The organism is Paraburkholderia sp. BR14374, from assembly GCF_040948685.1.
Lineage (GTDB): Bacteria > Pseudomonadota > Gammaproteobacteria > Burkholderiales > Burkholderiaceae > Paraburkholderia > Paraburkholderia youngii.
On record NZ_JBFPKF010000009.1, the window covers coordinates 162,781 to 183,667 of the forward strand.

The following is a 20,887-nucleotide window of genomic DNA, read 5'->3' on the forward strand; positions in this document are numbered from 1 at the left end:
AGCGCGCTCGCGCATGGTGCCTGGGTACATGCCGCATACCGCGAAGAAGCCTTCTGACAGTCCCGCCATTCAATCCCGCTCCGTCTCTCACTGCATCCATCTGATCGCCGAAAACCCAACGCGCGGCTTCTCCGATAACTCTCCCGCTCCAATACCGTTCGCGCGGATGGCATGACAGTTGCTTTGAACGTCCCCGCGCGCTGAGCCACCGTCAACGGCGGCCAGCATCGGGATGGGCGATCAACGGAGAGGCAAATTGAAACTAATAAGTGCGGTCATCAAGCCATTCAAGCTTGATGAGGCTCGTGAAGCCTTGTCATCGCTTGGCGTCTCTGGAATCACGGTAACGGAGGTCAAGGGCTTTGGGCGTCAGAAGGGCCATACGGAGATGTATCGGGGCGCGGAGTACGTCGTCGATTTCCTGCCGAAAGTGAAGATCGAGGTCGCCGTACCGGATGACATCGTCGATCAGGCTATCGAAGCGATCGAGCGTGCGGCGCGCACTGGAAAGATTGGTGACGGCAAGATCTTCGTGACACCGATCGAGCAGGTGATCCGGATCCGCACCGGCGAGACCGGCGCCGACGCCCTATAAAGACACAGGACAAGAGGAAAGAGAGATGCGCAAACTGTTGATGACTTTGTTGATGGCGGGCTCGTTGCTCGCGGGCGGGCTGAGCCCCGCATTCGCGCAAGACGCGTCGGCACCCGCGGCCGCCTCCGTGCCCGTCGCGCAAGCGTCCGCGGCTCCCGCGGCGGATGCCGCTGCATCGGCGCCGGCCGCGCCGACCGCACCGTTCTCGGTCGATTCGTCGAAGATCAACTCCGGCGACACCGCGTGGATGCTGACTTCCACCGCGCTGGTGCTGTTCATGACGATCCCGGGCCTCGCACTGTTCTACGGCGGCATGGTCCGCAAGAAGAACGTGCTCGCGACGCTGATGCAAAGCTTCGCGATCACCTGTCTGGTGACGATCGTCTGGACCGTGGTCGGCTACAGCCTCGCGTTCACGCCGGGCAACTCGTTCATCGGCGGCTTCTCGCGCGTGTTCATGACGGGCATGAACTACATCAAGGGCGACAAGGCCACGACGCTGACCGTCAGCCATCTCGCGCCGACGATCCCCGAGACGGTCTACTTCGTCTACCAGATGACTTTCGCGATCATCACGCCGGCGCTGATCACCGGTGCGTTCGCGGACCGCATGAAGTTCTCGGCGATGCTGGTGTTCATGACGCTGTGGTCGATCCTCGTCTACTCGCCGATCGCGCACATGGTGTGGGAACCGAGCGGCTGGCTGGCGACCGCGGGTATCCTCGACTTCGCGGGCGGCACGGTGGTGCACATCAACGCGGGTATCGCGGGTCTGGTCTGCTGTCTGGTGCTCGGCAAGCGCGTCGGCTACGGCAAGGAGTCGATGGCGCCGCACAACCTGACGCTGACGCTGATCGGTGGCGCGATGCTGTGGGTCGGCTGGTTCGGCTTCAACGCGGGTTCGGCGGTAGCGGCGGACGGCCGGGCCGGCTTCGCGATGTTCGCGACCCAGGTGGCGACCGCCGCGGCGGCGCTCGCATGGATGTTCGCCGAATGGGCGGCCAAGGGTAAGCCGTCGGTGCTCGGTATCGTGTCGGGCGCGGTCGCGGGTCTGGTGGCGGTGACGCCGGCGTCGGGCTTCGTCGGCACGGTAGGCGCGCTGGTGATCGGCATCGTCGCGGGCGTGGTCTGCTTCTGGGCGGCCACGTGGCTCAAGCACAAGCTCGGCTACGACGATTCGCTCGACGCGTTCGGCGTGCACTGCGTGGGCGGGATCATCGGTGCGATTCTGACGGGCGTGTTCGCGGTCAAGGACATCGGTGGCGCTGACGGTGACGTGCTGCTGCAACTCAAGGGTGTCGCGACGACGCTGATCTACAGCGGGGTGGTTTCGTTCGTCCTTCTCAAGGTAATCGACGCAGTGATGGGCTTGCGCGTTGCCGAAGAAGAAGAGCGCGAAGGACTGGACCTGGTGCTGCACGGCGAGGCGGTCGAATAACGGTTGCGCCGCGAATGGAATAGGTACGACGGTCACGGTCGGTCGTGGCCTGGCGCTGACAGCGCTCAGGCCACGACCGAAGCCGGAGCCAACTTCGTACTTGAGGGCATGCGGGTGTCTGCCCCGGGTGTCTGCCCCGTAGGCGCCCGTATTGCCGAAGTTCGGCCAGACGAGCGAGGAGGTCGTAGCGGCTTCGAGCAACCGGATTTCCGCCAGCCAATGAAAAAGGATAATCAGCAGCATATTGCGGTACTGGTTGTTCTCATATCCCAAATCGCCTTTCTGGCAATGTTCGCATTCGCTGAGCATGTCGTCAGGCATAACAAATGGATCGCCGCAGGATTTGGATTCGACCTTTTATTCGGGCTGATTCTGTCGGTCGGTTTTGTCGGGACCTGGCGCGCGCGCGGTATCGATTCAGATTTTCTCGGCCTTCTTCTGGCCAATCCGGTCGAGCTGGCTGTCGTTATTGCAACTGCCGGTCAGTTGGTGGCCATTCTCCTTGTTTAAGCCGATCGGAAAGTGCGCGTCGCGACATACGCTCACCTATCGGCATGGCTCGCGATAAAGCTCGCGAACGCGTTATATGGAAGCGCAAGCGCCGTGCCGTTGATCATCAGGCCGTAGGTGGAGTCCCCGCTATCGAGCTCGTAATACATCGCCGATTGGATGTTCTTCGTCTTTCTCGCCTGATAGTAAGTGAGCAGACGCGAGCTGATGTAGTTGGCCCGGTACGCCTCGCTCTTCTCCGGCCCAGTGTTCCATTCCGAGATCACAAAGGGGACGCCATAGCGGGCCTTGCAATAGGTGGGCAAATCGAAGCCCGGGCCGGACCCGTCGGTGCCGATGTCGAAGATGTCGCCGTACACCTCGTAGTTGTGCCACGTAGTCAGGTCCCACCTCACGGTCGGATGGCCGCTCGTGCCATCGGGCTGCTTGCCATCCCACAGAGCGTCGGACGCGCCGATATCAGCAACACAAAAGTTGACGCCGCATTTAGCATCCGCCTGCACCGACTTCACTCCGTCGATCATGCCGCGCATCACGCCGCGCATCAGCGGCCAGTTCGCATTGTTGAAGTCGAGTACGCTCGTTCCCGCGCTGGTGGAGTCGAGAATGATCCCGTTCGCGCGGGTCAGTTCGTTACCGCATTCATACATGGTCACGCCGTGGGGTTGCAATGCCGACGCGACAGTCACCGCGCAATTGAAGCCCCGCGTATAGGCCGCCGCTTCACTCGTGAACAGGTTGCCGTTGCCGTCGTAGATGCCGACGTCGATCAGCACGAAAAGCGTCAAGCCCGCCGGCTGGAATGCTTGCGCCAACGCCAGGACCTTGGCGAGTTGCGGTGCGTAGTCCGTACAGCTGAGCCGGTACGTCGAGCAGCCGAGGGCTTGCATGATCGATACGATCTGTGACGTCGAATACAGGTAGTCGTAATGCCCGTTGATACCGTGAAACGAGCCGGCCGGCGCCGCGGTCGCGATGCGCGGATCGCTGCACGGCAACCATTGGTCCGCATCGCCGCATACATAGAACTGACCGCCGGCCGATTGTGCCCAGAACTTGCCGCCGTACCATAGCAGCAGCGCCGCATTCGACATCGTGCCGACGGCATGGCGATTGCGATACACGACGCCGTTCACGACGGTCCATATCGAGCCGGCCTTATCGATCAGATACGTCGCGGGCGGGATCATCGCGCCGTCGACCGAGGTGCCGCCCAAACGCGGGTCGTTGCACGCGAACCATGTCGTCCCATTCCATCCGTAGAACTGACCGCCGGTTCCCTCGTGATAGATCGTGCTCCCGTACCAGAGGATCAACGAAACGTTGTAGGTGTAGCCCGCTGCGACGCCGTTCCTGTAGACAGACCCGCCGACCAGGGTCCACGACGCGTTCTGACTGTCGATGATTACCGTCGCCGGCGGGATCGTCGTGTTCTGTGGCGAAGCGTTCGAAGCGTTGCCGGGCGACCCCGAGTTCGGGTCTGATGCAGAGCCGGAGCTGTCGCCCGAGCTCGCGCCGGACGTATCGGTGGGTCCCGTTCCATTCGATGGCGCCGGCGACGAGCCGTTCGCCACCGTGGTCGCGCTACCCGTCGAGGGCGCAATACTCGCGGTGATCGTGCCCGTCGTGCCCGTCGAGGCCGCGATGCCGGAGCTTGCCGTGCCGGTAGAGGGTGATGCCGCGGTGCTCGACGGACTCGCGGAATTGCCCGGGGAAGAACCGCCGGCATCCGACGTACCACTACTACCACCACCGCCGCCGCACGCGGTCAATACGACAGTTCCGCCGAGCGCAGTAAGACAGCCAAGAAATTGACGTCGTCCAATCATGACAATAGCGCGGGCTGCCGCGAGGCGGCCCACGAGAAAATCTGGAGAGAGAGGGGGAGTCCTGCGGGTCGCGAGTGCGTCGCGTGAGCCGTTCAGGGCATGCGTTGTGCGGTAGTGGATGGTCTTTCGTTGCGACCGATCACTGAGTCCGGCAAGTCATGGCTGTCTGTCGGCACAAATTGCGCGTGGGAGCAGGGTGGGGCGGAAATAAATTCTTTTCGCTCGCATTGGACGAACGGCGGAAAGATTTCACTCTCCAGGTGAGGAGGTGGGAATCGGGCGAGGTGGGGGCGGCGGCGGACTTGGACGCTATGCGCGATGCGGCCCGACGATGCCCAGCCGCGCGATGCGCCGGTACAGCGTCGCGCGCGATATGCCCAACGCCTGCGCGGCGGCGTTAGGCCGCCACTGGCAATGCGTGAGCGCCGCGACGATCCGTGCCCGCTCGTCGTCGGCGCTGGCCGGCGACGTGGAGGCCACCGCGAGAGCCGGCGTCGCGGCGGGCGCGAGTTGCGCGGCAAAGTCTGGCGACACGTGCCGCAACTCGACGCGAGCCGAATCGCAGACGGCGCACGCATAACGCAGCACGTTGCGCAACTGCCGGATATTGCCGGGCCACGAGAAGGCGGCAAGGCGCTCGGCGAATTGCGGATCGAGCATCAGCACATGGCTGGCCGCCTGTGCTTCCTCGTTGAACACCGTATCGATCACATCGCGGATGTCGGTGCGCTCGCGCAGCGGCGGTATCCGCAGCGTCGCGCCGCTCAGTCGATAGTAGAGATCCTCGCGGAACGATCCGGCATCGACCATCTGGAGCAGATCCCGGTGCGTCGCGCAGATCACGTCGATATCGACGCGCACTGGCGCATCGCCGCCGAGCGGCACCACTTCGCCCTCGGCGAGCACGCGCAGCAGGCGGGTTTGCAGGCCGAGCGGCATGTCGCCGATTTCATCGAGAAACAGCGTGCCGCCATGCGCGAGCGCGATCTTGCCGCGCGCGCCGCGACTGCGCGCGCCGGTGAACGCGCCAGGCGCATAACCGAACAGCTCGCTCTCGATCAGCGGCTCCGGAATCGCGCCGCAATTCACCGCGACGAACGGCCGCGTGCGCCGCGAGCCCGAGTCGTGCACCGCGTGCGCGAACACCTCCTTGCCGACACCGGTTTCGCCGAGGAGCAGAAGCGGCAGCCGCTTGCCGGCGATCCGCAAGGCGACTTCGGCGTTGCGCGCGATCCGTTCGTCCGAGCTGTGCAGAAAGCGGCTCATTGCGCCGATGCTGCCATCGGCGTGCACATCGCCCGGCCGTGTCGTGACGAGCGGGCGGGACGCGCGTCTCATCGGCGCGCGAATGCGCGCATACAGCATCGCGCCGGTCGCGCGCAGCCGCAGCGCCACGATCATGTCGGTGCGCGCGACGTCGTGTAGACGTACCTCGGACGTGTCGAATATCTCGTCGATGTGGCGCGGACCGTCGAGACCCGCGATGCTCTCATGCGCCTTGCGGTTCGCGGCGGCGATGTTGCCGCATTCGTCGAAGGCGATCAGCGCTTCGGGTTGCGCTTCGACGAAATGGCGGCTTTGATGGCCGAACAGCACCCAGTGCTGCGCGGTCTGGTTCAGGAAGTAGCCGTCCTCGATCAAACTCGCGCTTTGCCGCACCAGTTGAAACACCAGCCCCTGGCTGTCGCGGTTGTCCGGCGATCGGATCGCCGATGCATCGAGCACGCCGATCAATTCGCCGGTCGGCGCGAAGATCGGCGAAGCGCTGCACGTGAGCGTCGTGAACGCGGCCCGGAAGTGATCGGTCTTGTGCACGGTGATCGGCGCGAGATCGGTGAGCACGTTCGCGATGCCGCAGGTGCCTTCTTCGCGCTCGGACCAGCACGAGCCGATATGCAGCCCCGCATGCTTGAAATCGTTGCGCCGGTCGCGGTCGATCCGATAGTCGATCGTGACGCCGTGCGCATCGGACAGCATCACGCAATAGTCGGCGACGCGGATCATTTCGTGCAGCCGCGTCAGGCACTGGCCCGATGCGCGCAGAAAGGCTTCCTCCTTGCCCTGGACTTCACGCAGCTCGGCGGACGACAGCACGCGCGGGCCGATCACGGAGCTGGGGTCGAGCCGGTACTGCTCGTACGAGCGCTGCCACGACGACACGAGGCGCGGCGAATTCGCTGGCGCGGGCAAGCGTCCTTCGATGGCCCCGCGTACGCGATCGACGTGCTGCGTTTGAGAAACATAGGGCATGGCCGGCTCCAGGCGAGCGACACCGAGTAAGGCGAGTTACTGTCTTGTAGCACATCCGCAACGAGCAATCACATTGCGGCGCAGCACCCGAGGCGCGTGAGACGAACGTCTCAGAGGCTGGCGAGACGCTGGTCGCATCGCGCAAACCCTTGTCAGGCGCGGTGCCGCGCAAGCCCCGCGGCGTGTGTCGAGCCTCGCGCCTCGTCGCGAAGCGCGCTCGTGAGACACAGTGAACTGCGCGGCGCAGGTCTGATGAAAGCGGCCGTGAACGCGGGCCCCCGCGTCTGCCCTTTGAATACAACGTTTCCGGCGCGTGCGCACGGCGCGCAAGCAACTGGCCCGACCTTTGCAGTATCGCTGACAGACGAAAGCAAACGCGACAGCAAGCGCGCTTCACCCCAGCAAGTCCGCTTCGCAACTCGCGCACCGGAGACAAGCCAGTGTTATCGCCCATCACCGTCGGCGTGATCGCGAACCCGGCATCGGGCCGTGATATTCGACGCCTCACCACACACGCTTCGGTGTTTCCGACCGCCGAGAAAGCGAACATGGTCGTGCGCCTTCTCGCGGGCCTCGGCATGTTCGGCGTCGCTCGCGTGCTGACCTTGCGCGACCGCACCGGGGTCGCCGCCTTGGTGCTGCGTGCGCTCGAAACCCATGCGGCCGTGGCCGAGCCGCAGCCCTGGCCGAAGGTCGAATTCCTCGAACTGCCGATCACGGACAGCGCGGCGGACACTCACGCGGGTGTCGCGCGAATGGTCGGCTTGGGTGTCGACTTGATCGCGGTGCTCGGCGGCGACGGCACGCATCGCGCGGTGGCCGCGCATTGCGGCGACGTGCCGCTGCTGACGCTGTCGACGGGCACCAACAACGCGTTTCCAGAACTGCGCGAAGCGACGGTGGCGGGCCTCGCGGGCGCGCTCGCCGCTTCCGGGCTCGTGCCGCCCGAGGTCGCGCTGACGCGCAACAAGCGTTTGGTGGTCCGCTGCGTCGCGGGCCCGAACAAGGGGCGCGAGGAAATCGCGCTGGTCGATGTGTGCGTGAGCCGGCAGCGGTTCGTCGGCGCGCGGGCGGTCTGCGAGCCGACGGATCTCGAAGCGCTGTTCCTGACGTTCGCGGCGCCCGATGGCATCGGCCTGTCGTCGATCGGCGGCGCGTGGGCGCCGGTCGAGCGCGGCGCGCCCTACGGGCTGCATCTGACGTTCGCGCGTGCGGGCGAATCCGGTGTGCCGATCTTCGCGCCGCTCGCGCCGGGCCGTGTCGATCAGGTGACGATGCGCACCTGCGAGCGTTTCGAAGCGGGTTGCTGGACGCCGCTGCATACCGGACAAGGGACGCTTGCCTTCGACGGCGAGCGCGAGATCGAGCTCGAACGCGACGACCGCTACGAGATCGCGCTCGACTGGGCGGGACCGCTCACGGTCGATGTCGGCCGCACGCTGCGCTTTTGCGCGTCGCGGCAGTTGATGCGCGAAGCGGCGACGCGTCGGAGCTAATCAACTCAGGAGGAAGCCAACGCTGGAAGCAAAACCGGCTGAAGTAGCAGTGACCATCGAGATCATTCCCAGGAGACACACCATGTCTGTTTCGACGCAGTTGAGCAAGGAAAAGCTGCTGGAAGCGTACCGGATGATGCGCACGATCCGCGAGTTCGAGGAGCGTCTGCACGTCGAATTCGCGACCGGCGAGATACCCGGCTTCGTGCATCTGTATGCCGGCGAGGAGGCGTCGGCGGTCGGCACGATGATGCATCTGAACGATGCGGACTATGTCGCGACCACGCACCGTGGTCATGGCCACTGCATCGCGAAGGGTGTGGACGTGCGCGGCATGATGGCCGAAATCTACGGCCGCAGCACCGGCGTGTGCCGTGGCAAAGGCGGCTCGATGCATATCGCCGATCTGTCGAAAGGGATGCTCGGCGCCAATGGGATCGTCGGCGCGGGCGGTCCGCTCGTGTGCGGCGCCGCACTCGCCGCGAAGCTAAAAAAGACCGGCGGCGTCGGCGTGTGCTTCTTCGGCGACGGGGCGTCGAACCAGGGCGTGATCTTCGAATCGATGAATCTCGCTTCCGTCTGGCGCCTGCCGGCGATTTTCGTTGCGGAGAACAACGGCTATGCGGAGGCGACCTCGTCGACATGGTCGGTCGCGGCCGACAACATCGCCGACCGCGCGAGCGGCTTTGGCATGCCCGGCGTGATCGTCGACGGCTTCGATTTCTTCGCGGTGCACGAGGCGCTGGGCGCCGCGATCGAGCGGGCGCGCGGCGGCGGTGGTCCGACGCTCGTCGAAATGAAGTTGTCGCGCTATTTCGGGCACTTCGAAGGCGATGCGCAAACGTATCGCGCACCCGGCGAAGTGCAGAAGCTGCGCGACGAAAAAGACTGCCTGAAGCGCTTCGAGGAGCGCGTGGTACGCGCCGAAATGCTCAGCGCCGACGAACTGCGCGGCATCGATGCGACGGTGAAGCAGTTGATCGACGGCGCGGTGACGGAAGCGAAGGCCGCGCCTCTGCCGACGGCTGCCGACCTGCTGACAGACGTCTACGTGTCCTATCCGTAATTGCAGCGTGAATCATTCAATCAGGAGACAGTCATGGCACGGAAGATCACGTTTTCTCAGGCGATCAACGAAGCGCTGAGCCAGGAGATGGCGCGCGATGAAACCGTCATCGTGATGGGCGAGGACAACGCGGGCGGTGCCGGGTCCCCAGGCGAGCAGGATGCGTGGGGCGGTGTGCTCGGTGTGACGAAAGGGCTTTTTCACAAATATCCGGGGCGGGTGCTCGACACGCCGCTATCGGAAGGCGGCTTCATCGGAGCGGCGGTCGGCGCGGCCGCATGCGGTCTGCGTCCGGTGGCCGAGCTGATGTTCATCGATTTCATGGGCGTGTGCTTCGACCAGATCTTCAATCAGGCCGCCAAGTTTCGCTATATGTTCGGCGGCAAGGCAGTGACGCCGGTCGTGATTCGCACGATGCAGGGCGCTGGCCTGCGCGCGGCCGCGCAGCACTCGCAGATGCTGACGTCGTTGTTCACCCACATACCCGGCCTGAAGGTGGTGTGCCCGTCGACGCCGTACGACGCGAAGGGTTTGCTGATCCAGGCGATCCGCGACAACGATCCGGTCATCTTCTGCGAGCACAAGCTGCTGTATGGCCGCGAGGGCGACGTGCCGGAAGAATCGTATGCGATTCCGTTCGGCGAAGCGAACGTGGTGCGCGAAGGCGACGACGCGACGATTGTCACGTATGGCCGGATGGTTCATCACGCGACCGATGCCGCCGAAACGCTCGCGAAAGAGGGCATCCAGGCCGAGGTGATCGATTTGCGCACGACCTCGCCGCTCGACGAGGAAACGATATTGGAAAGCGCTGAGCGCACCGGACGCGTCGTCGTGGTCGACGAGTCGAATCCGCGCTGCTCGATTGCGACCGATATCGCCGCGCTGGTCGCGCAGCGCGCGTTCCATTCGCTGAAGGCGCCGATCGAACTCGTGACCGCGCCGCATACGCCCGCGCCTTTCGCAGGCGTGCTCGAAGACATGTATATCCCGTCGGCGGAGAACATCGCCGCGGCCGTGCGGAAAGTAAGGAGCTGAGCAATGCCGATTCACATGATCACGATGCCCAAGTGGGGGCTGTCGATGGAGCAGGGGCAGGTCAACGGCTGGCTGAAGGAGGTCGGCGAAAAAGTCGCGAAGGGCGACGAGATACTCGACGTCGAAACCGACAAGATATCGTCGGGCGTCGAGTGCGCTTTCGACGGCACATTGCGCCGGCAGATCGCGCAGCAGGGCGACACGCTGCCGATCGGCGCGCTGCTCGGCGTCGTCGCGGAGGCCGAGACGTCCGATGCCGACATCGATGCAGCCGTCGAGGCGTTCCAGCGCGACTTCGTGCCGGCCACCGCGGATGCCGCGGACGCGGGGCCGCAGCCGGAAAAAGCGCAGATCGGCGGGCGCACCGTGCGTTACCTGAAGATCGGCGACGGCGGCACGCCCGCTGTGCTGATCCACGGCTTCGGCGGCGATCTGAACAACTGGCTCTTCAACCATGCGGACCTCGCCGCGCACCGCGCCGTGTGGGCGCTCGATTTGCCAGGGCACGGCGAGTCGGGCAAGGCGGTCGACACGGGCAGCCTCGACGAACTGGCCGACAGCGTGATCGCGTTTCTCGATGACCGGGGCATCGAGCGCGCGCATCTGGTCGGCCATTCGATGGGCAGCGCCGTGTCGATGACGGTCGCCGCGAAGGCGCCCGAACGCGTCGCGTCGCTGGCCTTGATCGCGGGCGCGGGGCTCGGCGACGAGATCAACCGCGAGTACATCGAAGGCTTCGTCGCGGGCAGCAGCCGCAACACGCTGAAGCCGCATCTGGTGAAGCTGTTCGCCGACGGGTCGCTGGTCACGCGGCAACTGGTCGAAGACATCGTCAAGTACAAGCGGCTCGAAGGCGTGAACGACGCGCTGCGCAAGATTGCCGCATCCGCGTTCGAAGGCGGGGTGCAAAGCCGCGTCTATCGCGACCGGCTCGACACGCTCGCGCCGCGCACGCTGGTGATCTGGGGCGCGCAGGACCAGATCATTCCGGCCGCGCACGCACAGGGGCTGCCCGCTCAGGTGCGCGTGCACGTACTCGGCGGCAAGGGGCACATGGTGCAGATGGAGGCTGCATCGGACGTGAACCGCCTGCTCAACGAGTTCTTCGGATAACCGCGATGGACGCCGCTTCTCATACCGACAGCGTCACGGCGCTTGGCCAGCATGGCAAGCGCAATCGCGACAAGCTCGCCCGCATTCCGGTGAAGATCGTGCCGGCGGACCATGCGGCCGTCTTGCCGAAGCCGCCCTGGCTGCATGCTCGGCCGATGATGAGCGAAACCGTCGCGGGCATGGCGGCGGTTCTGCGCGAGCACAAGTTGCATTCGGTCTGCGAGGAGGCGATGTGTCCGAACATCGGCGAGTGCTTCGCGCAGCGCACCGCGACATTCATGATCATGGGAGGGATCTGTACGCGGCGCTGCGCATTCTGCGACGTCGCGCATGGCCGGCCGCAAGCGCTCGACGAGGACGAGCCCGCGCGGCTCGCCGACGCCGTCGCGGCGCTCGGGCTGCGCTACGTGGTGATTACATCGGTGGACCGCGACGATCTGCGCGACGGCGGCGCCGCGCACTTCGCGCGCTGTATCGCGCTGGTGCGCGAGCGCGTACCGGGCATTCGCGTCGAAATCCTGACGCCGGATTTTCGCGGGCGAATCGAGCACGCGCTCGATGCGCTGTCCGGCGCGTGGCCCGACGTCTTCAACCACAACATCGAGACGGTGCCGTCGCTGTATCGGGCGGCGCGGGCAGGCGCGGACTATCGCGGCTCGCTCGAACTGCTGTCGCGAGCGAAACGCCAGAACGCGGCGGCGTCGACCAAATCCGGCCTGATGGTCGGCCTCGGCGAGACCGACAGCGAACTGCTCGCCACGATGCGCGATTTGCGCGCGCACGACGTCGACGTACTGACGGTCGGTCAGTATCTCGCGCCGTCGCGGTATCACATGCCGGTGCGGCGATATGTGCCGCCTGCGACTTTCGACATGCTGCGCGATGAAGGTTTGAAGATGGGGTTCGTCGAAGTGGTGGCGGGGCCGCTCGTGCGCTCGTCGTATCACGCGGATCGGACGCCGCGGGGCCACGCCCCAATCCCGTGAATACCTCCCCGTAACCTCGGCTTTTCGACCGATTGGCCGCCAGCCAGGTAGCCGACAATTGGTGGCTATACGAGGCGAGTCCCAGCGCGCGGCTGCCTCCCGGACGACGAAACGGTATTCGTCACCACGTGCACTTTGTCGAGGCAGACATGTCAAGCAACATTACGATCACGGACGAACTCGTAGCTGAAATCGCAAACCGGATGGCCGACGAGGGCCAGAAGGTGTCTCCCGTCGCCATCTGGTCCGAAGTCCATAGCGGTTCGGTGGTCGCGGTGTCCGCGGCATTGCGCAAGTGGCGCGAAACGCGCGCCGCGCGGGTGCCGCAGGTCGTCGAACGTCCTGCTTTGCCGGAAACCGTGACGGATACCATGCGCGAGGCGCTCGACCGGCTGTGGACGTCGGCGCAGGACGAAGCGGAACGCTCAGTGGCGCGACGCCTCGCCGCGATGCGCCAGCGTGTCGAGGACGCCAGCAACGAGCGCGACGAAGCGCTCGCCGAACTGCAAACCACCGTCCAGGAACTCGATGCGCTGCAGGTCCAGTTGGACAAGATGACCAGCGCCTACGACGAGAAGGTCGATGCCGTGGCCGGGCTGGAAGAGGACATCGCGCTCGCGGTGCAACGCACCGACGCGGCCGAGAAGCGCGCGCAGGAGCTTGCCGACCGCGTTTCGCACCTCGAAGCGGAACTGGAGCGCGCGGAACAGGCCGCGCAGCGTGGAGCGATTGCGGGCGACGAGAGCGATGCCGCGGGCGAGGGCGAGGCGGCGAGCGAGTCGGCTGAGTCGGTAGTCGAAACACCGGCCGGCGAAGCAGAGCGCGCGGCGCTGGAAGCGGAGCATGCCGAAGCGGTCGCTCGTCTTCAGAGCGAGCTCGAAGCGATTCGCGCGCAACTGCAGGCCGAGCAGGAAGCGCATGCGGCCCGACGCGAAGAGGTCGAGGGTGCGCAGGCTGAACGGGATGCCGCCGCGCTCGAATTGCAGAATGCCCAGACGCAAATCGCCAGCCTGAGCGACGAGCGCGACGCGGACGCTTCCGAAATCGCGAGGTTGTCGGCCAGCTTGTCCGAAGCGCAGCAGCGTGCCGACGCGGAGCAGCAGCGCGTGGCCGAACTGGCCGAAAGCGCGGCGGCCGCGAGCGAGAAGGCCGAGGACGCGGAATCGGCGTCGCCGGCGGGTGTCGACTCGCAGGAGCTCGAGGCATTGAAGGCGCAGATGTCGCGCGACGCGCAAGCGCATGCCGCAGCGATTGCCGAGGCGCGGGAGACCGTCAGGAAATGGTCCGACTACTCGAACGCACTGAAGCAGCAGCTGACTCAGGCGAATGAAAAAATGGTGGTCGTCCTTGCCCGCGGCGCGGGCGAGGCGACCTTGAGCCGCCGGCTTTCCGCTGAACTCGGTCGGGTCGAGCCGCAGCACGAATTGCTGCGCAAGGAGATCCAGCAGCAAGTGATCGTCGAAACGATCACCGCTCACCTCGAGAAACAAGGCTACCGCTACGACGAGCAGACGGGTGCGGTGTCGAAGCTGAACACCGAAAGCTCGCCTGCGTGACAATGGTCAGAACGCTGTTGTCGTTCGACGGGTTTTTCATAGTGTTTGCATCTTTGTCGCACAGGCGTGCGCCATGCCACGTTCGATGGACGTGACATGGCATTGCCCTCTACGGCTTTGAAACGGTGCAGCGGGGAATGGACCGCGCGCTGGACTCAGCGCATCACGAACGGATCGCTGATCGGCTCGTCCGAGGTGCGCAGCCATACCGACTTCGTCGTCGTGTATTCGAGCGCCGCGGCCATCCCGCCTTCGCGGCCGTGACCGGACAGGCCGAAGCCGCCGAATGGCACCAGCGGAGACACCGCGCGATAGGTGTTGATCCAGACGATCCCCGAGCGCACGCGCTTCGACACGCGATGCGCGCGAGTCAGGCTGGTGGTGAAAATGCCCGCGGCGAGACCGTAGGCGGTGCTGTTCGCCTTGTCGATAGCTTCCTCTTCGGTGGTGAACGTATCCACCGAAAGCACCGGCCCGAACAGCTCCGTCGTAATGCTGTCGGCGTCACTCACACCGGTGCAGTCGAGAATCGTCGGCGCATAGTAGTAGCCGTCGCGCGCGAGCGTCTTGCCGCCGGCGAGCACCCTGGCGCCCTGGCGCACCGAGTTCGCGACGACCTTCTCGATGTTGCGCAGTTGCCTCTCGGTGCAAAGCGGCCCGTATTCGGTCGCCATCTCGTTGGGCGAACCCACGCGTATGCGCGACACGCGCTCCACCAGCAGGGCGAGAAACCGCTCTTTCACGGAGGCTTCGATCAGCAGCCGCGAGCCCGCCACGCAGCTTTGGCCGCTCGCCGCGAAGATGGCCGCGACCTGCGCGTTCACGGCGCTCTGGATATCGGTATCGGCGAACGCGATGAAGGGCGACTTGCCGCCCAGTTCCAGCGACACCTTCGCGAGATTGTTCGAGGTGTTCGACACGATGTGCCGCGCAGTTTCCGGGCCGCCCGTGAAGGCAACCTTGTCGACCTTCGGATGGCTGCTGAGCACCGCACCGCATTCCGGCCCGAAGCCGGTAATCACGTTGACGACGCCTGGCGGGAAGCCGGCCTCGTGCACGAGCTTCGCGAATTCGAGCAGCGGTCCTGGGGCTTCCTCGGACGCCTTGAGCACGACCGTGCAACCTGCGGCGAGCGCCGGCCCGAGCTTGACGGCGGATAGGAACAACTGGCTGTTCCACGGCACGATCGCGGCGACCACGCCGACCGGCTGCCGTTCGAGCCAAACCTGCATGTCCGGCTTGTCGACGGGAATGCTGCTCCCTTCGAGCTTGTCGGCGATGCCGGCGTAGTAGCGGTAGTACTCGGCGACGTAAGCGATCTGGCTGGACGTCTCGCGAATGATCTTGCCGGTGTCGTTCGTTTCAATTTCAGCGAGTCGCGGCGCAGCCTGTTCGACGAGCCCGGCCAGCTTGTAGAGCAGCTTGCCGCGCGCCGACGCGGTGAGGCCGGCCCACGCGGAATCGGTGAGCGCGCGGCTGGCCGCCTCGACCGCCCGGTTGACCTGCTCCGTGCGCGCTTCGGGCATTTGCGCCCACGCTTTGCCGGTGGCCGGGTTGACGCTCGCGAACGTGGCGGCGCCGGGTTCGAACTGTCCGTCGATATACAGCTGAAAACGCGAATCCATGGCGTCGGCCCCTTACCGGAATGCAGGCATCACGTCGTTGATCATGCGTTCGAGCGATGCCTTCTTGCGCTCGAAGCTCATGCCCGTATCGATCCAGAACGAGTACTCGTCGAAGCCGAGCGCCTCGTATGCCCTCAGGCGCGCAATCACTTCCTCGGGCGTGCCGATCACGTTGTTCTTGCGCATCGCCGCGGGCGTGTAGAACGGATGAGCGGCGATCTCTTCCGGGCTCAGCGTCTTGATCATGCCGCGGCTCACCGGCCGCTCGTTCTTGAACCATGCACCGAAGTAGTTGTAGAAGGTGTTCACTTCGTCGGCCGCGATCTGCGCGTCGTTTTCGCTGCTCGCGACATACGTGTGACGCAGCAGCATGATCTGCGGGCGCGGCAGGTTGCTGAACTTCTCGCACGCGGCGTTGAAGTGGCCAACCAGCTTCTCGACCTCTTCGTCGCCCAGATGCAGCGGCGTCACCTGCACGTTGCAACCGTTGGACACCGCGAACTCGTGGCTGTTCGGGTCGCGCGCGGCCACCCAGATCGGCGGGTGCGGGCGCTGCAGCGGCAGCGGCGAAGACGTCGTGGAAGGGAATTTCCAGAATTCGCCTTCGTGCGCGTAATCGCCTTCCCAGAGCTTTTTCACGGCCGGGATCAGTTCGCGCATGCGTTGACCCGCGCCCCACGCGTCGAGCCCCGGATGCAGGCGTTCGTATTCGAACGAATACGCGCCGCGCGCGATGCCCAACTCAAGGCGGCCGTTCGAAATGATGTCGGTCATCGCGGCTTCGCCGGCGAGCTTGATCGGATGCCAGAACGGCGCCACCACCGTACCGGTGCCGAGCCTCACGTGCTTCGTCTTGTTGGCGAGGTCCGCGAGATTGATGAACGGATTCGGCGCGATCGTGAAGTCCATGCCGTGGTGCTCGCCGGTCCAGACGGCGTGCATGCCGCCGCGATCGGCAATCTGGCAAAGCTCGACCATTTCGTCATACAGCTGCTTCTGACTGGTCTGCCCGGAGACGCGCTCCATGTGAACGAAGAGGGAAAATCGCATGATGTGACCTTTCAGGAATGAAGCGGGCGGACTGTGCCGTTGCTATGGTCGCCGAAGTACAACCCGTAGCTCTTCAACTGGCTTTCCTTGCGGTAGCGGTGCAGCATGCTGGCCACGGCGCGTGGCCCGGCATATCGACCGAGATCGCCCGGAACTCGGACGACAGCCCTTCGATCTGCGGATACCACGTGAGCGCCTGCATGCCGACGCCGTGGACCAGGACCAGCGGTTCGCCGCTGCCCTGCTCCAGATAGTGCGCGATGCGCTTATTTGACAGCTGCAGGGTTCTTGACGTCATTTCCGAGCTCTGCGAGGTCTTTGTAGCGATCGCCAATGCGGTGATGCGGACGGCCACCGGTCGCGGCGCCAATCGCGATCACGAGTTCGTCCGCGGCCGGCGCGTCCGCAATCGCAAACTGCAGCGTCAGATAGTGCGAACGGCGGCCTTCGTCGTTCTTGTCCATCATCGGGATCAGCAGCGGCGCATTGGCGGGGCCGCGCGTGTTGTTGAACGCCAGATACGACTTAGCACCGACGGCCGAGCGATACGTGTTGCCGAAGTGCAGTGTGTGGATCAGCGCGGACGCGTGCTCGATCTCGCCCGCAAGGCCGACGATCGCGCTCTTGCCGAACGCTTCGACCGCTTCGCCGGAGCCGGCTTCGTCGATGATCAGCCTGGTCAGGTGCTCGCTCAGTTGCGGCGCGAGCGCACGAATCTCCGGCGACAGGTCTTCCACATAACCGCGGCCTGCCCACGGGTTCTTGATCACGGCGGCCGCGCCGATCATTTTCAGCGGCTTGGCGGCGACCTTGTCGCCGTCGACGAAGACGGTCTCGACATGGAGGATGGATTTGCGAATCAGGCTCATGGCAGCTTCCTGCGTGGGTTGGATGTGTGAGGCATTGTGGTATACCATGTTACGGCATGCCATGAGTGTTAACCCGGGGCGTCGGCGGAAGCCACGTCCGGTGGCGGCTCGTCGGACCATCAACGAAGCGGCAGCTATGGCGCAAAGCATTCTGGATTTAAGAAGGAGGAGATATGGCTGCATATTGGATCGCCCACGTAACCGTGCTCGACGCGACGAAATACAAGGGCTACACGGACCTCGCACCGCAGGCGTTCAACAAGTACGGCGCGGTGTTTCTCGCGCGCGGCGGCGCGTCGGAGGTGCTGGAAGGTGAATCGTTCGAGCGGCACGTCGTGATTCGCTTCAGGGACATGCAAACGGCGCTCGACTGCTATCACTCGCCCGAGTATCAGGCCGCCAAACAGAAGCGCGATGGACATTGCCGGGCACAGATCACGATCGTCGAGGGCCTGGGCGGCTGATTGTGCCCTCGTGTGCAAGCCTGAAAGTCAGATGAGTCATAATATGGCATTCCACGCCCGCAACCTCGGTGCGGGCCCTCGTCCATCGTCCCACTGCCGCCTATGCACGACCTCAAAATCGACCGCAATGTCAAAACCTTGCGTGAACTCACGCTCGACAAACTGCGCGCCGCGATAGTCCAGGGGTATTTCCGGCCCGGCACCCGCCTCGTCGAACGCACGCTGTGCGACGAGCTTGGCGTGAGCCGCACCGTCGTGCGCGAAGTGCTGCGGCATCTGGAGACCGAAGGCTTGGTCGAGATCGTCGCGCGGCAAGGTCCGGTCGTCGCGCGGCTCGACCCCGCGCAGGTCGGCGAGATCTACGAGTTGCGCGGGCTGCTCGAAGCGAACGCCGCGAGGGCCTGCGCCGAGCGCGCCACGCCTGAAGTCGTGCGGCAACTGCGCGAGATCCGCGCAATCATCGAAGACGCATTCGAGAAAGGCGATTTGCCGCGCGTGCTCGAATACACCGAGCGCTTCTACGAAACGCTGTTCGAAGCCGCCAACAAACAGGTGTCGCTGGCGGTCGTCACGTCGCTGAACGCGCGCATCAACCGCCTGCGCGCGTTGACCATCGCGACGCCGGGCCGAGGCGGCGACTCGAACCGTGAAATGAACCTGCTGCTCGACGCGATCGAGCGGCGCGACGGTGACGCGGCGTCCGCAGCGTCGTTCGCGCATATCAAGCGGGTCTCGGAACTGGCTTTGACGGTTCTTGCGGAGCAGGACGAAGCGACCGGCGACGCCTAAGCCATCCGTAGTCGCCCCTATCAAGGCCGCCGGCATCTGTCGGCGGCCTTTTCTCTTGTCTGTTTGATCTAGCAAACACGCGCTTAGCCCAAACCGTGCCAGCGTAATTCATCGCAATATCATGGTATTCCATAATACGCTATGCATTGTTGTAGGCCATAAGATGGCATACCATAATCTCATCGATATTGATCTGTGGCTCGAAGCCTGAAAGGAGAACCCCATGACGTGCGAACTGGAGCGTGTCCGATGAACCCCGATATGTCGCCTGCGCGCGTGATCTCGCATGGTCAGCGTGGCCGCACCGGCGGCACCTGCTACAGCGTCTACGCGCGGCAATCGGACGCCGCAGCCGAAACCGTCGTGCTGATCCACGGCGTAGGCATGAATCAGAGCGTGTGGGCGCCGCAGATCGATGCGTTATGCGAATCGTTCCGCGTCGTTGTCTACGACATGCTGGGGCACGGCGACAGCGTGCTGCCGAGCGCGGAGCCCTCTCTCGACGAATATGCGGCGCAGCTCGCGTCGCTGCTCGACGCGCTGCGGATCGAGCGCGCGCACGTGGTGGGGCATTCGATGGGCGCGCTGGTCGCGCTGGAATTCGCGCTGACCCACCCCGAGCGCACGCTGAGCGTCGCCGCGTTGAACGCGGTGTACGACCGCACGCCGGCACAGCGCGAGGCGGTGATGACGCGCGCGGCCACGCTCGGCGATGCGCGTGCCGACACCGGGGTGGACGGAACCCTGTCGCGCTGGTTCGGCGATCCCATTCCGGGACACCTGACCCAGGCCGCGCGGGCGGTGCGAGCGCTGCTGCTTGCCGTCGATCCGGTAGGCTACGCGCGCACCTACCGTCTGTTCGCCTGCTCGGACGACGCGCATGTCGGGCGTCTCGCGAGTCTCGCGATACCCGCGCTATTTCTGACCGGCGAGGGCGATCCGAATTCGAGCGCGCAGATGTCCCGGGCGATGGCCGCGGCGGCACCACAGGGCCGCGCCGAAGTGATCGCGAACGCGCGCCACATGATGAACGTCACCGACCCGGAGCGCGTGAACGCAAGCCTGCTCGCGTTCCTCGTCGAAGCATCGGGGTTGCGACGGAAGGGCCCCGCAACGACCGCGGCAACTACCGTAGCAACCACCGCAGTACCAACCGGAGAACGCCATGGCTGAGTCGATCACCGCCCCGACCGCGCAACCCGCTTTCGATATCGTCGATTTTCGACGCGCGCTCGGCGCTTTCGTGACGGGGGTCACCGTCGTCACGACGATCCAGGCAGACGGCTCGCCGCGCGGCTTCACGGCGAACTCGTTCACCTCGGTGTCGCTCGATCCGCCGCTGATTCTCGTGTGCATCGCGAAGACGGCGGCGAGTTACGCGGTGTTCTCGGACACGCACCGCTTCGCGGTGAGCGTGCTCGCCGAAGACCAGAAGCATGTGTCCGGCGTGTTCGCTTCGAAGGCCGCGGACAAGTTCGCGCAAGTGCCGTGGAGCACGCGCAAAACGGGCGCGCCGGTGATGGATGGCTCGGCCGCGAGCTTCGACTGCACGACGCATCAAGTGGTCGATGCGGGCGATCACATCATCCTGATCGGTCGCGTGGTGGACTTCGTGCAAACGAGTTCGTCGCCGCTTGGCTACTGCCGCGGCGCATACGTGAACTTCAGCCTGTCGCAGGACGCGCTGGCCGCGGCCGGTGCGCGCGCGAAAGTCGGCGCGATTCTCGAGCACCGCGACGGGCTGGTGCTCGTCGACACCGGCAAAGGCTTAGGGCTGCCAACCGGCATCAAGCTCGACCCGGCCAGCGACCCCGCGAGCCTGCACGGCGTGCTCGCCAAGCTCGGCCTGCATGTGCATCTCGACTTCCTGTTTGCGGTATTCGAGGACGGCAGCGGCAAGGAGCCCGGCGTGCATATCTATTATCGCGGCCGCGTGATTCCCAACGGCTCGCCGTGGCTCGACAGCAGCGTGCGCATCGTGCCGCTGACCCAGATTCCGTGGGACGACGTGAGCGACGCCGCCGTGCGCTCGATGCTCGAACGCTATGAGCGCGAACGCAGGCAGGACGCGTTCGGCATTTATGTCGGCGATAGCGAAGCCGGCACCGTGCAGCCGCTCGGCCTCGTGCATTGACAGCACGGCACCGCTGCAACCCACAACTCACAACTCACAACGATGAAGCCGGCGCGTTTTCTCGCCGTCGGACCGACGA

General features: G+C 64.9%; 20 protein-coding genes. 14 read left to right on the forward strand and 6 right to left on the reverse strand.

Annotation, left to right across the window (positions count from 1 at the left end):
* Positions 1-256 precede the first annotated feature (256 nt).
* The 3 genes from AB3X86_RS22170 (at position 257) to AB3X86_RS22180 (ending at position 2,543) form a co-directional block, all read left to right on the forward strand.
* Positions 257-595, forward strand: a complete 339-nt coding sequence (locus AB3X86_RS22170; RefSeq protein ID WP_013094289.1) for a P-II family nitrogen regulator — start codon at positions 257-259, stop codon at positions 593-595.
* A gap of 25 nt (positions 596-620) precedes the next feature.
* Positions 621-2,033: an ammonium transporter gene (locus AB3X86_RS22175; protein ID WP_368597649.1), complete on the forward strand. Its 1,413-nt coding sequence runs from the start codon at positions 621-623 to the stop codon at positions 2,031-2,033.
* A gap of 219 nt (positions 2,034-2,252) precedes the next feature.
* Positions 2,253-2,543, forward strand: a complete 291-nt coding sequence (locus AB3X86_RS22180; protein WP_368597650.1) for a hypothetical protein — start codon at positions 2,253-2,255, stop codon at positions 2,541-2,543.
* A 32-nt stretch (positions 2,544-2,575) separates the two neighbouring features.
* Here AB3X86_RS22180 and AB3X86_RS22185 read toward each other — a convergent pair whose 3' ends face one another.
* Entirely contained in the window at positions 2,576-4,117 is a 1,542-nt protein-coding gene (locus AB3X86_RS22185; protein WP_368597651.1) for a hypothetical protein, read from the reverse strand.
* On the opposite strand from AB3X86_RS22185, the gene AB3X86_RS22190 reads away from it, so the two are divergent.
* Positions 3,999-4,358 (forward strand): hypothetical protein, encoded by a 360-nt coding sequence (locus tag AB3X86_RS22190; protein ID WP_368597652.1) that lies wholly within the window; start codon positions 3,999-4,001, stop codon positions 4,356-4,358. The two genes, AB3X86_RS22185 and AB3X86_RS22190, sit on opposite strands and share 119 nt — an antisense overlap.
* A 323-nt stretch (positions 4,359-4,681) precedes the next feature.
* On the opposite strand, the gene AB3X86_RS22195 is transcribed toward AB3X86_RS22190, so the two are convergent.
* The gene (locus tag AB3X86_RS22195; protein WP_368597653.1) at positions 4,682-6,622 is read right to left on the reverse strand and encodes a sigma-54-dependent Fis family transcriptional regulator; all 1,941 of its coding nucleotides are present in this window, start codon (positions 6,620-6,622) and stop codon (positions 4,682-4,684) included.
* Positions 6,623-7,062: 440 nt separating this feature from the next.
* Here AB3X86_RS22195 and AB3X86_RS22200 point away from each other — a divergent pair, with 440 nt between their 5' ends.
* From AB3X86_RS22200 to AB3X86_RS22225, 6 genes are all read left to right on the forward strand, one after another.
* A complete protein-coding gene (locus AB3X86_RS22200) occupies positions 7,063-8,118 on the forward strand; it encodes an ATP-NAD kinase family protein (RefSeq protein WP_368597654.1) in 1,056 nt (351 codons plus the stop codon).
* Positions 8,119-8,200: 82 nt separating this feature from the next.
* On the forward strand, positions 8,201-9,184 hold the full coding sequence (locus AB3X86_RS22205) for a thiamine pyrophosphate-dependent dehydrogenase E1 component subunit alpha (protein WP_176111856.1): 984 nt from the start codon (positions 8,201-8,203) through the stop codon (positions 9,182-9,184).
* A 33-nt stretch (positions 9,185-9,217) separates the two neighbouring features.
* Positions 9,218-10,222 (forward strand): alpha-ketoacid dehydrogenase subunit beta, encoded by a 1,005-nt coding sequence (locus tag AB3X86_RS22210; RefSeq protein ID WP_184227749.1) that lies wholly within the window; start codon positions 9,218-9,220, stop codon positions 10,220-10,222.
* A gap of 3 nt (positions 10,223-10,225) precedes the next feature.
* Positions 10,226-11,335 carry an acetoin dehydrogenase dihydrolipoyllysine-residue acetyltransferase subunit gene (locus tag AB3X86_RS22215; RefSeq protein WP_368597655.1) on the forward strand — a complete coding sequence of 370 codons (1,110 nt, stop codon included), beginning with the start codon at positions 10,226-10,228 and terminating at the stop codon, positions 11,333-11,335.
* Between the two features lie 5 nt (positions 11,336-11,340).
* On the forward strand, positions 11,341-12,321 hold the full coding sequence (gene lipA, locus AB3X86_RS22220) for a lipoyl synthase (protein WP_368597656.1): 981 nt from the start codon (positions 11,341-11,343) through the stop codon (positions 12,319-12,321).
* Positions 12,322-12,470: 149 nt separating this feature from the next.
* Positions 12,471-13,877: a DNA-binding protein gene (locus AB3X86_RS22225; protein ID WP_368597657.1), complete on the forward strand. Its 1,407-nt coding sequence runs from the start codon at positions 12,471-12,473 to the stop codon at positions 13,875-13,877.
* A gap of 155 nt (positions 13,878-14,032) precedes the next feature.
* Here AB3X86_RS22225 and AB3X86_RS22230 read toward each other — a convergent pair whose 3' ends face one another.
* The 4 genes from AB3X86_RS22230 to AB3X86_RS22245 form a co-directional block, all read right to left on the reverse strand.
* Positions 14,033-15,502, reverse strand: coding sequence for an aldehyde dehydrogenase (locus AB3X86_RS22230; protein WP_368597658.1), 1,470 nt, complete (start codon positions 15,500-15,502; stop codon positions 14,033-14,035).
* A gap of 12 nt (positions 15,503-15,514) precedes the next feature.
* Positions 15,515-16,552, reverse strand: coding sequence for an LLM class flavin-dependent oxidoreductase (locus tag AB3X86_RS22235; protein ID WP_176111862.1), 1,038 nt, complete (start codon positions 16,550-16,552; stop codon positions 15,515-15,517).
* Between the two features lie 73 nt (positions 16,553-16,625).
* Entirely contained in the window at positions 16,626-16,850 is a 225-nt protein-coding gene (locus AB3X86_RS22240; RefSeq protein WP_368597659.1) for an alpha/beta fold hydrolase, read from the reverse strand.
* Positions 16,819-17,421, reverse strand: a complete 603-nt coding sequence (locus AB3X86_RS22245; protein ID WP_176125497.1) for an amino acid synthesis family protein — start codon at positions 17,419-17,421, stop codon at positions 16,819-16,821. The genes AB3X86_RS22240 and AB3X86_RS22245 overlap by 32 nt, the downstream gene beginning before the upstream one ends.
* A gap of 173 nt (positions 17,422-17,594) precedes the next feature.
* On the opposite strand from AB3X86_RS22245, the gene AB3X86_RS22250 reads away from it, so the two are divergent.
* The 4 genes from AB3X86_RS22250 to AB3X86_RS22265 all read left to right on the forward strand — a co-directional run bounded on the left by AB3X86_RS22250 (position 17,595) and on the right by AB3X86_RS22265 (position 20,808).
* A complete protein-coding gene (locus AB3X86_RS22250) occupies positions 17,595-17,885 on the forward strand; it encodes a DUF1330 domain-containing protein (protein ID WP_368597660.1) in 291 nt (96 codons plus the stop codon).
* Positions 17,886-17,987: 102 nt separating this feature from the next.
* Complete coding sequence (locus tag AB3X86_RS22255; protein ID WP_368597661.1) at positions 17,988-18,674, forward strand: GntR family transcriptional regulator; 687 nt, start codon at positions 17,988-17,990, stop codon at positions 18,672-18,674.
* 249 nt (positions 18,675-18,923) lie between these two features.
* Positions 18,924-19,847 carry an alpha/beta fold hydrolase gene (locus AB3X86_RS22260; protein WP_368597662.1) on the forward strand — a complete coding sequence of 308 codons (924 nt, stop codon included), beginning with the start codon at positions 18,924-18,926 and terminating at the stop codon, positions 19,845-19,847.
* On the forward strand, positions 19,840-20,808 hold the full coding sequence (locus tag AB3X86_RS22265; RefSeq protein ID WP_368597663.1) for a flavin reductase: 969 nt from the start codon (positions 19,840-19,842) through the stop codon (positions 20,806-20,808). The genes AB3X86_RS22260 and AB3X86_RS22265 overlap by 8 nt, the downstream gene beginning before the upstream one ends.
* The last annotated feature ends 79 nt before the right edge of the window (positions 20,809-20,887 follow it).

What these genes read in the sequence shown, in the direction of transcription:
- AB3X86_RS22175 (WP_368597649.1), top strand. Translation starts at nt 621, where the DNA reads ATGCGCAAACTGTTGATGACTTTGTTGATGGCGGGCTCGTTGCTCGCG.
- AB3X86_RS22180 (WP_368597650.1), top strand. Translation starts at nt 2,253, where the DNA reads ATGAAAAAGGATAATCAGCAGCATATTGCGGTACTGGTTGTTCTCATA.
- AB3X86_RS22195 (WP_368597653.1), bottom strand. Translation starts at nt 6,622, where the DNA reads ATGCCCTATGTTTCTCAAACGCAGCACGTCGATCGCGTACGCGGGGCC.
- AB3X86_RS22205 (WP_176111856.1), top strand. Translation starts at nt 8,201, where the DNA reads ATGTCTGTTTCGACGCAGTTGAGCAAGGAAAAGCTGCTGGAAGCGTAC.
- AB3X86_RS22210 (WP_184227749.1), top strand. Translation starts at nt 9,218, where the DNA reads ATGGCACGGAAGATCACGTTTTCTCAGGCGATCAACGAAGCGCTGAGC.
- AB3X86_RS22215 (WP_368597655.1), top strand. Translation starts at nt 10,226, where the DNA reads ATGCCGATTCACATGATCACGATGCCCAAGTGGGGGCTGTCGATGGAG.
- lipA (WP_368597656.1), top strand. Translation starts at nt 11,341, where the DNA reads ATGGACGCCGCTTCTCATACCGACAGCGTCACGGCGCTTGGCCAGCAT.
- AB3X86_RS22225 (WP_368597657.1), top strand. Translation starts at nt 12,471, where the DNA reads ATGTCAAGCAACATTACGATCACGGACGAACTCGTAGCTGAAATCGCA.
- AB3X86_RS22230 (WP_368597658.1), bottom strand. Translation starts at nt 15,502, where the DNA reads ATGGATTCGCGTTTTCAGCTGTATATCGACGGACAGTTCGAACCCGGC.
- AB3X86_RS22235 (WP_176111862.1), bottom strand. Translation starts at nt 16,552, where the DNA reads ATGCGATTTTCCCTCTTCGTTCACATGGAGCGCGTCTCCGGGCAGACC.
- AB3X86_RS22240 (WP_368597659.1), bottom strand. Translation starts at nt 16,850, where the DNA reads ATGACGTCAAGAACCCTGCAGCTGTCAAATAAGCGCATCGCGCACTAT.
- AB3X86_RS22245 (WP_176125497.1), bottom strand. Translation starts at nt 17,421, where the DNA reads ATGAGCCTGATTCGCAAATCCATCCTCCATGTCGAGACCGTCTTCGTC.
- AB3X86_RS22250 (WP_368597660.1), top strand. Translation starts at nt 17,595, where the DNA reads ATGGCTGCATATTGGATCGCCCACGTAACCGTGCTCGACGCGACGAAA.
- AB3X86_RS22255 (WP_368597661.1), top strand. Translation starts at nt 17,988, where the DNA reads ATGCACGACCTCAAAATCGACCGCAATGTCAAAACCTTGCGTGAACTC.
- AB3X86_RS22260 (WP_368597662.1), top strand. Translation starts at nt 18,924, where the DNA reads ATGAACCCCGATATGTCGCCTGCGCGCGTGATCTCGCATGGTCAGCGT.
- AB3X86_RS22265 (WP_368597663.1), top strand. Translation starts at nt 19,840, where the DNA reads ATGGCTGAGTCGATCACCGCCCCGACCGCGCAACCCGCTTTCGATATC.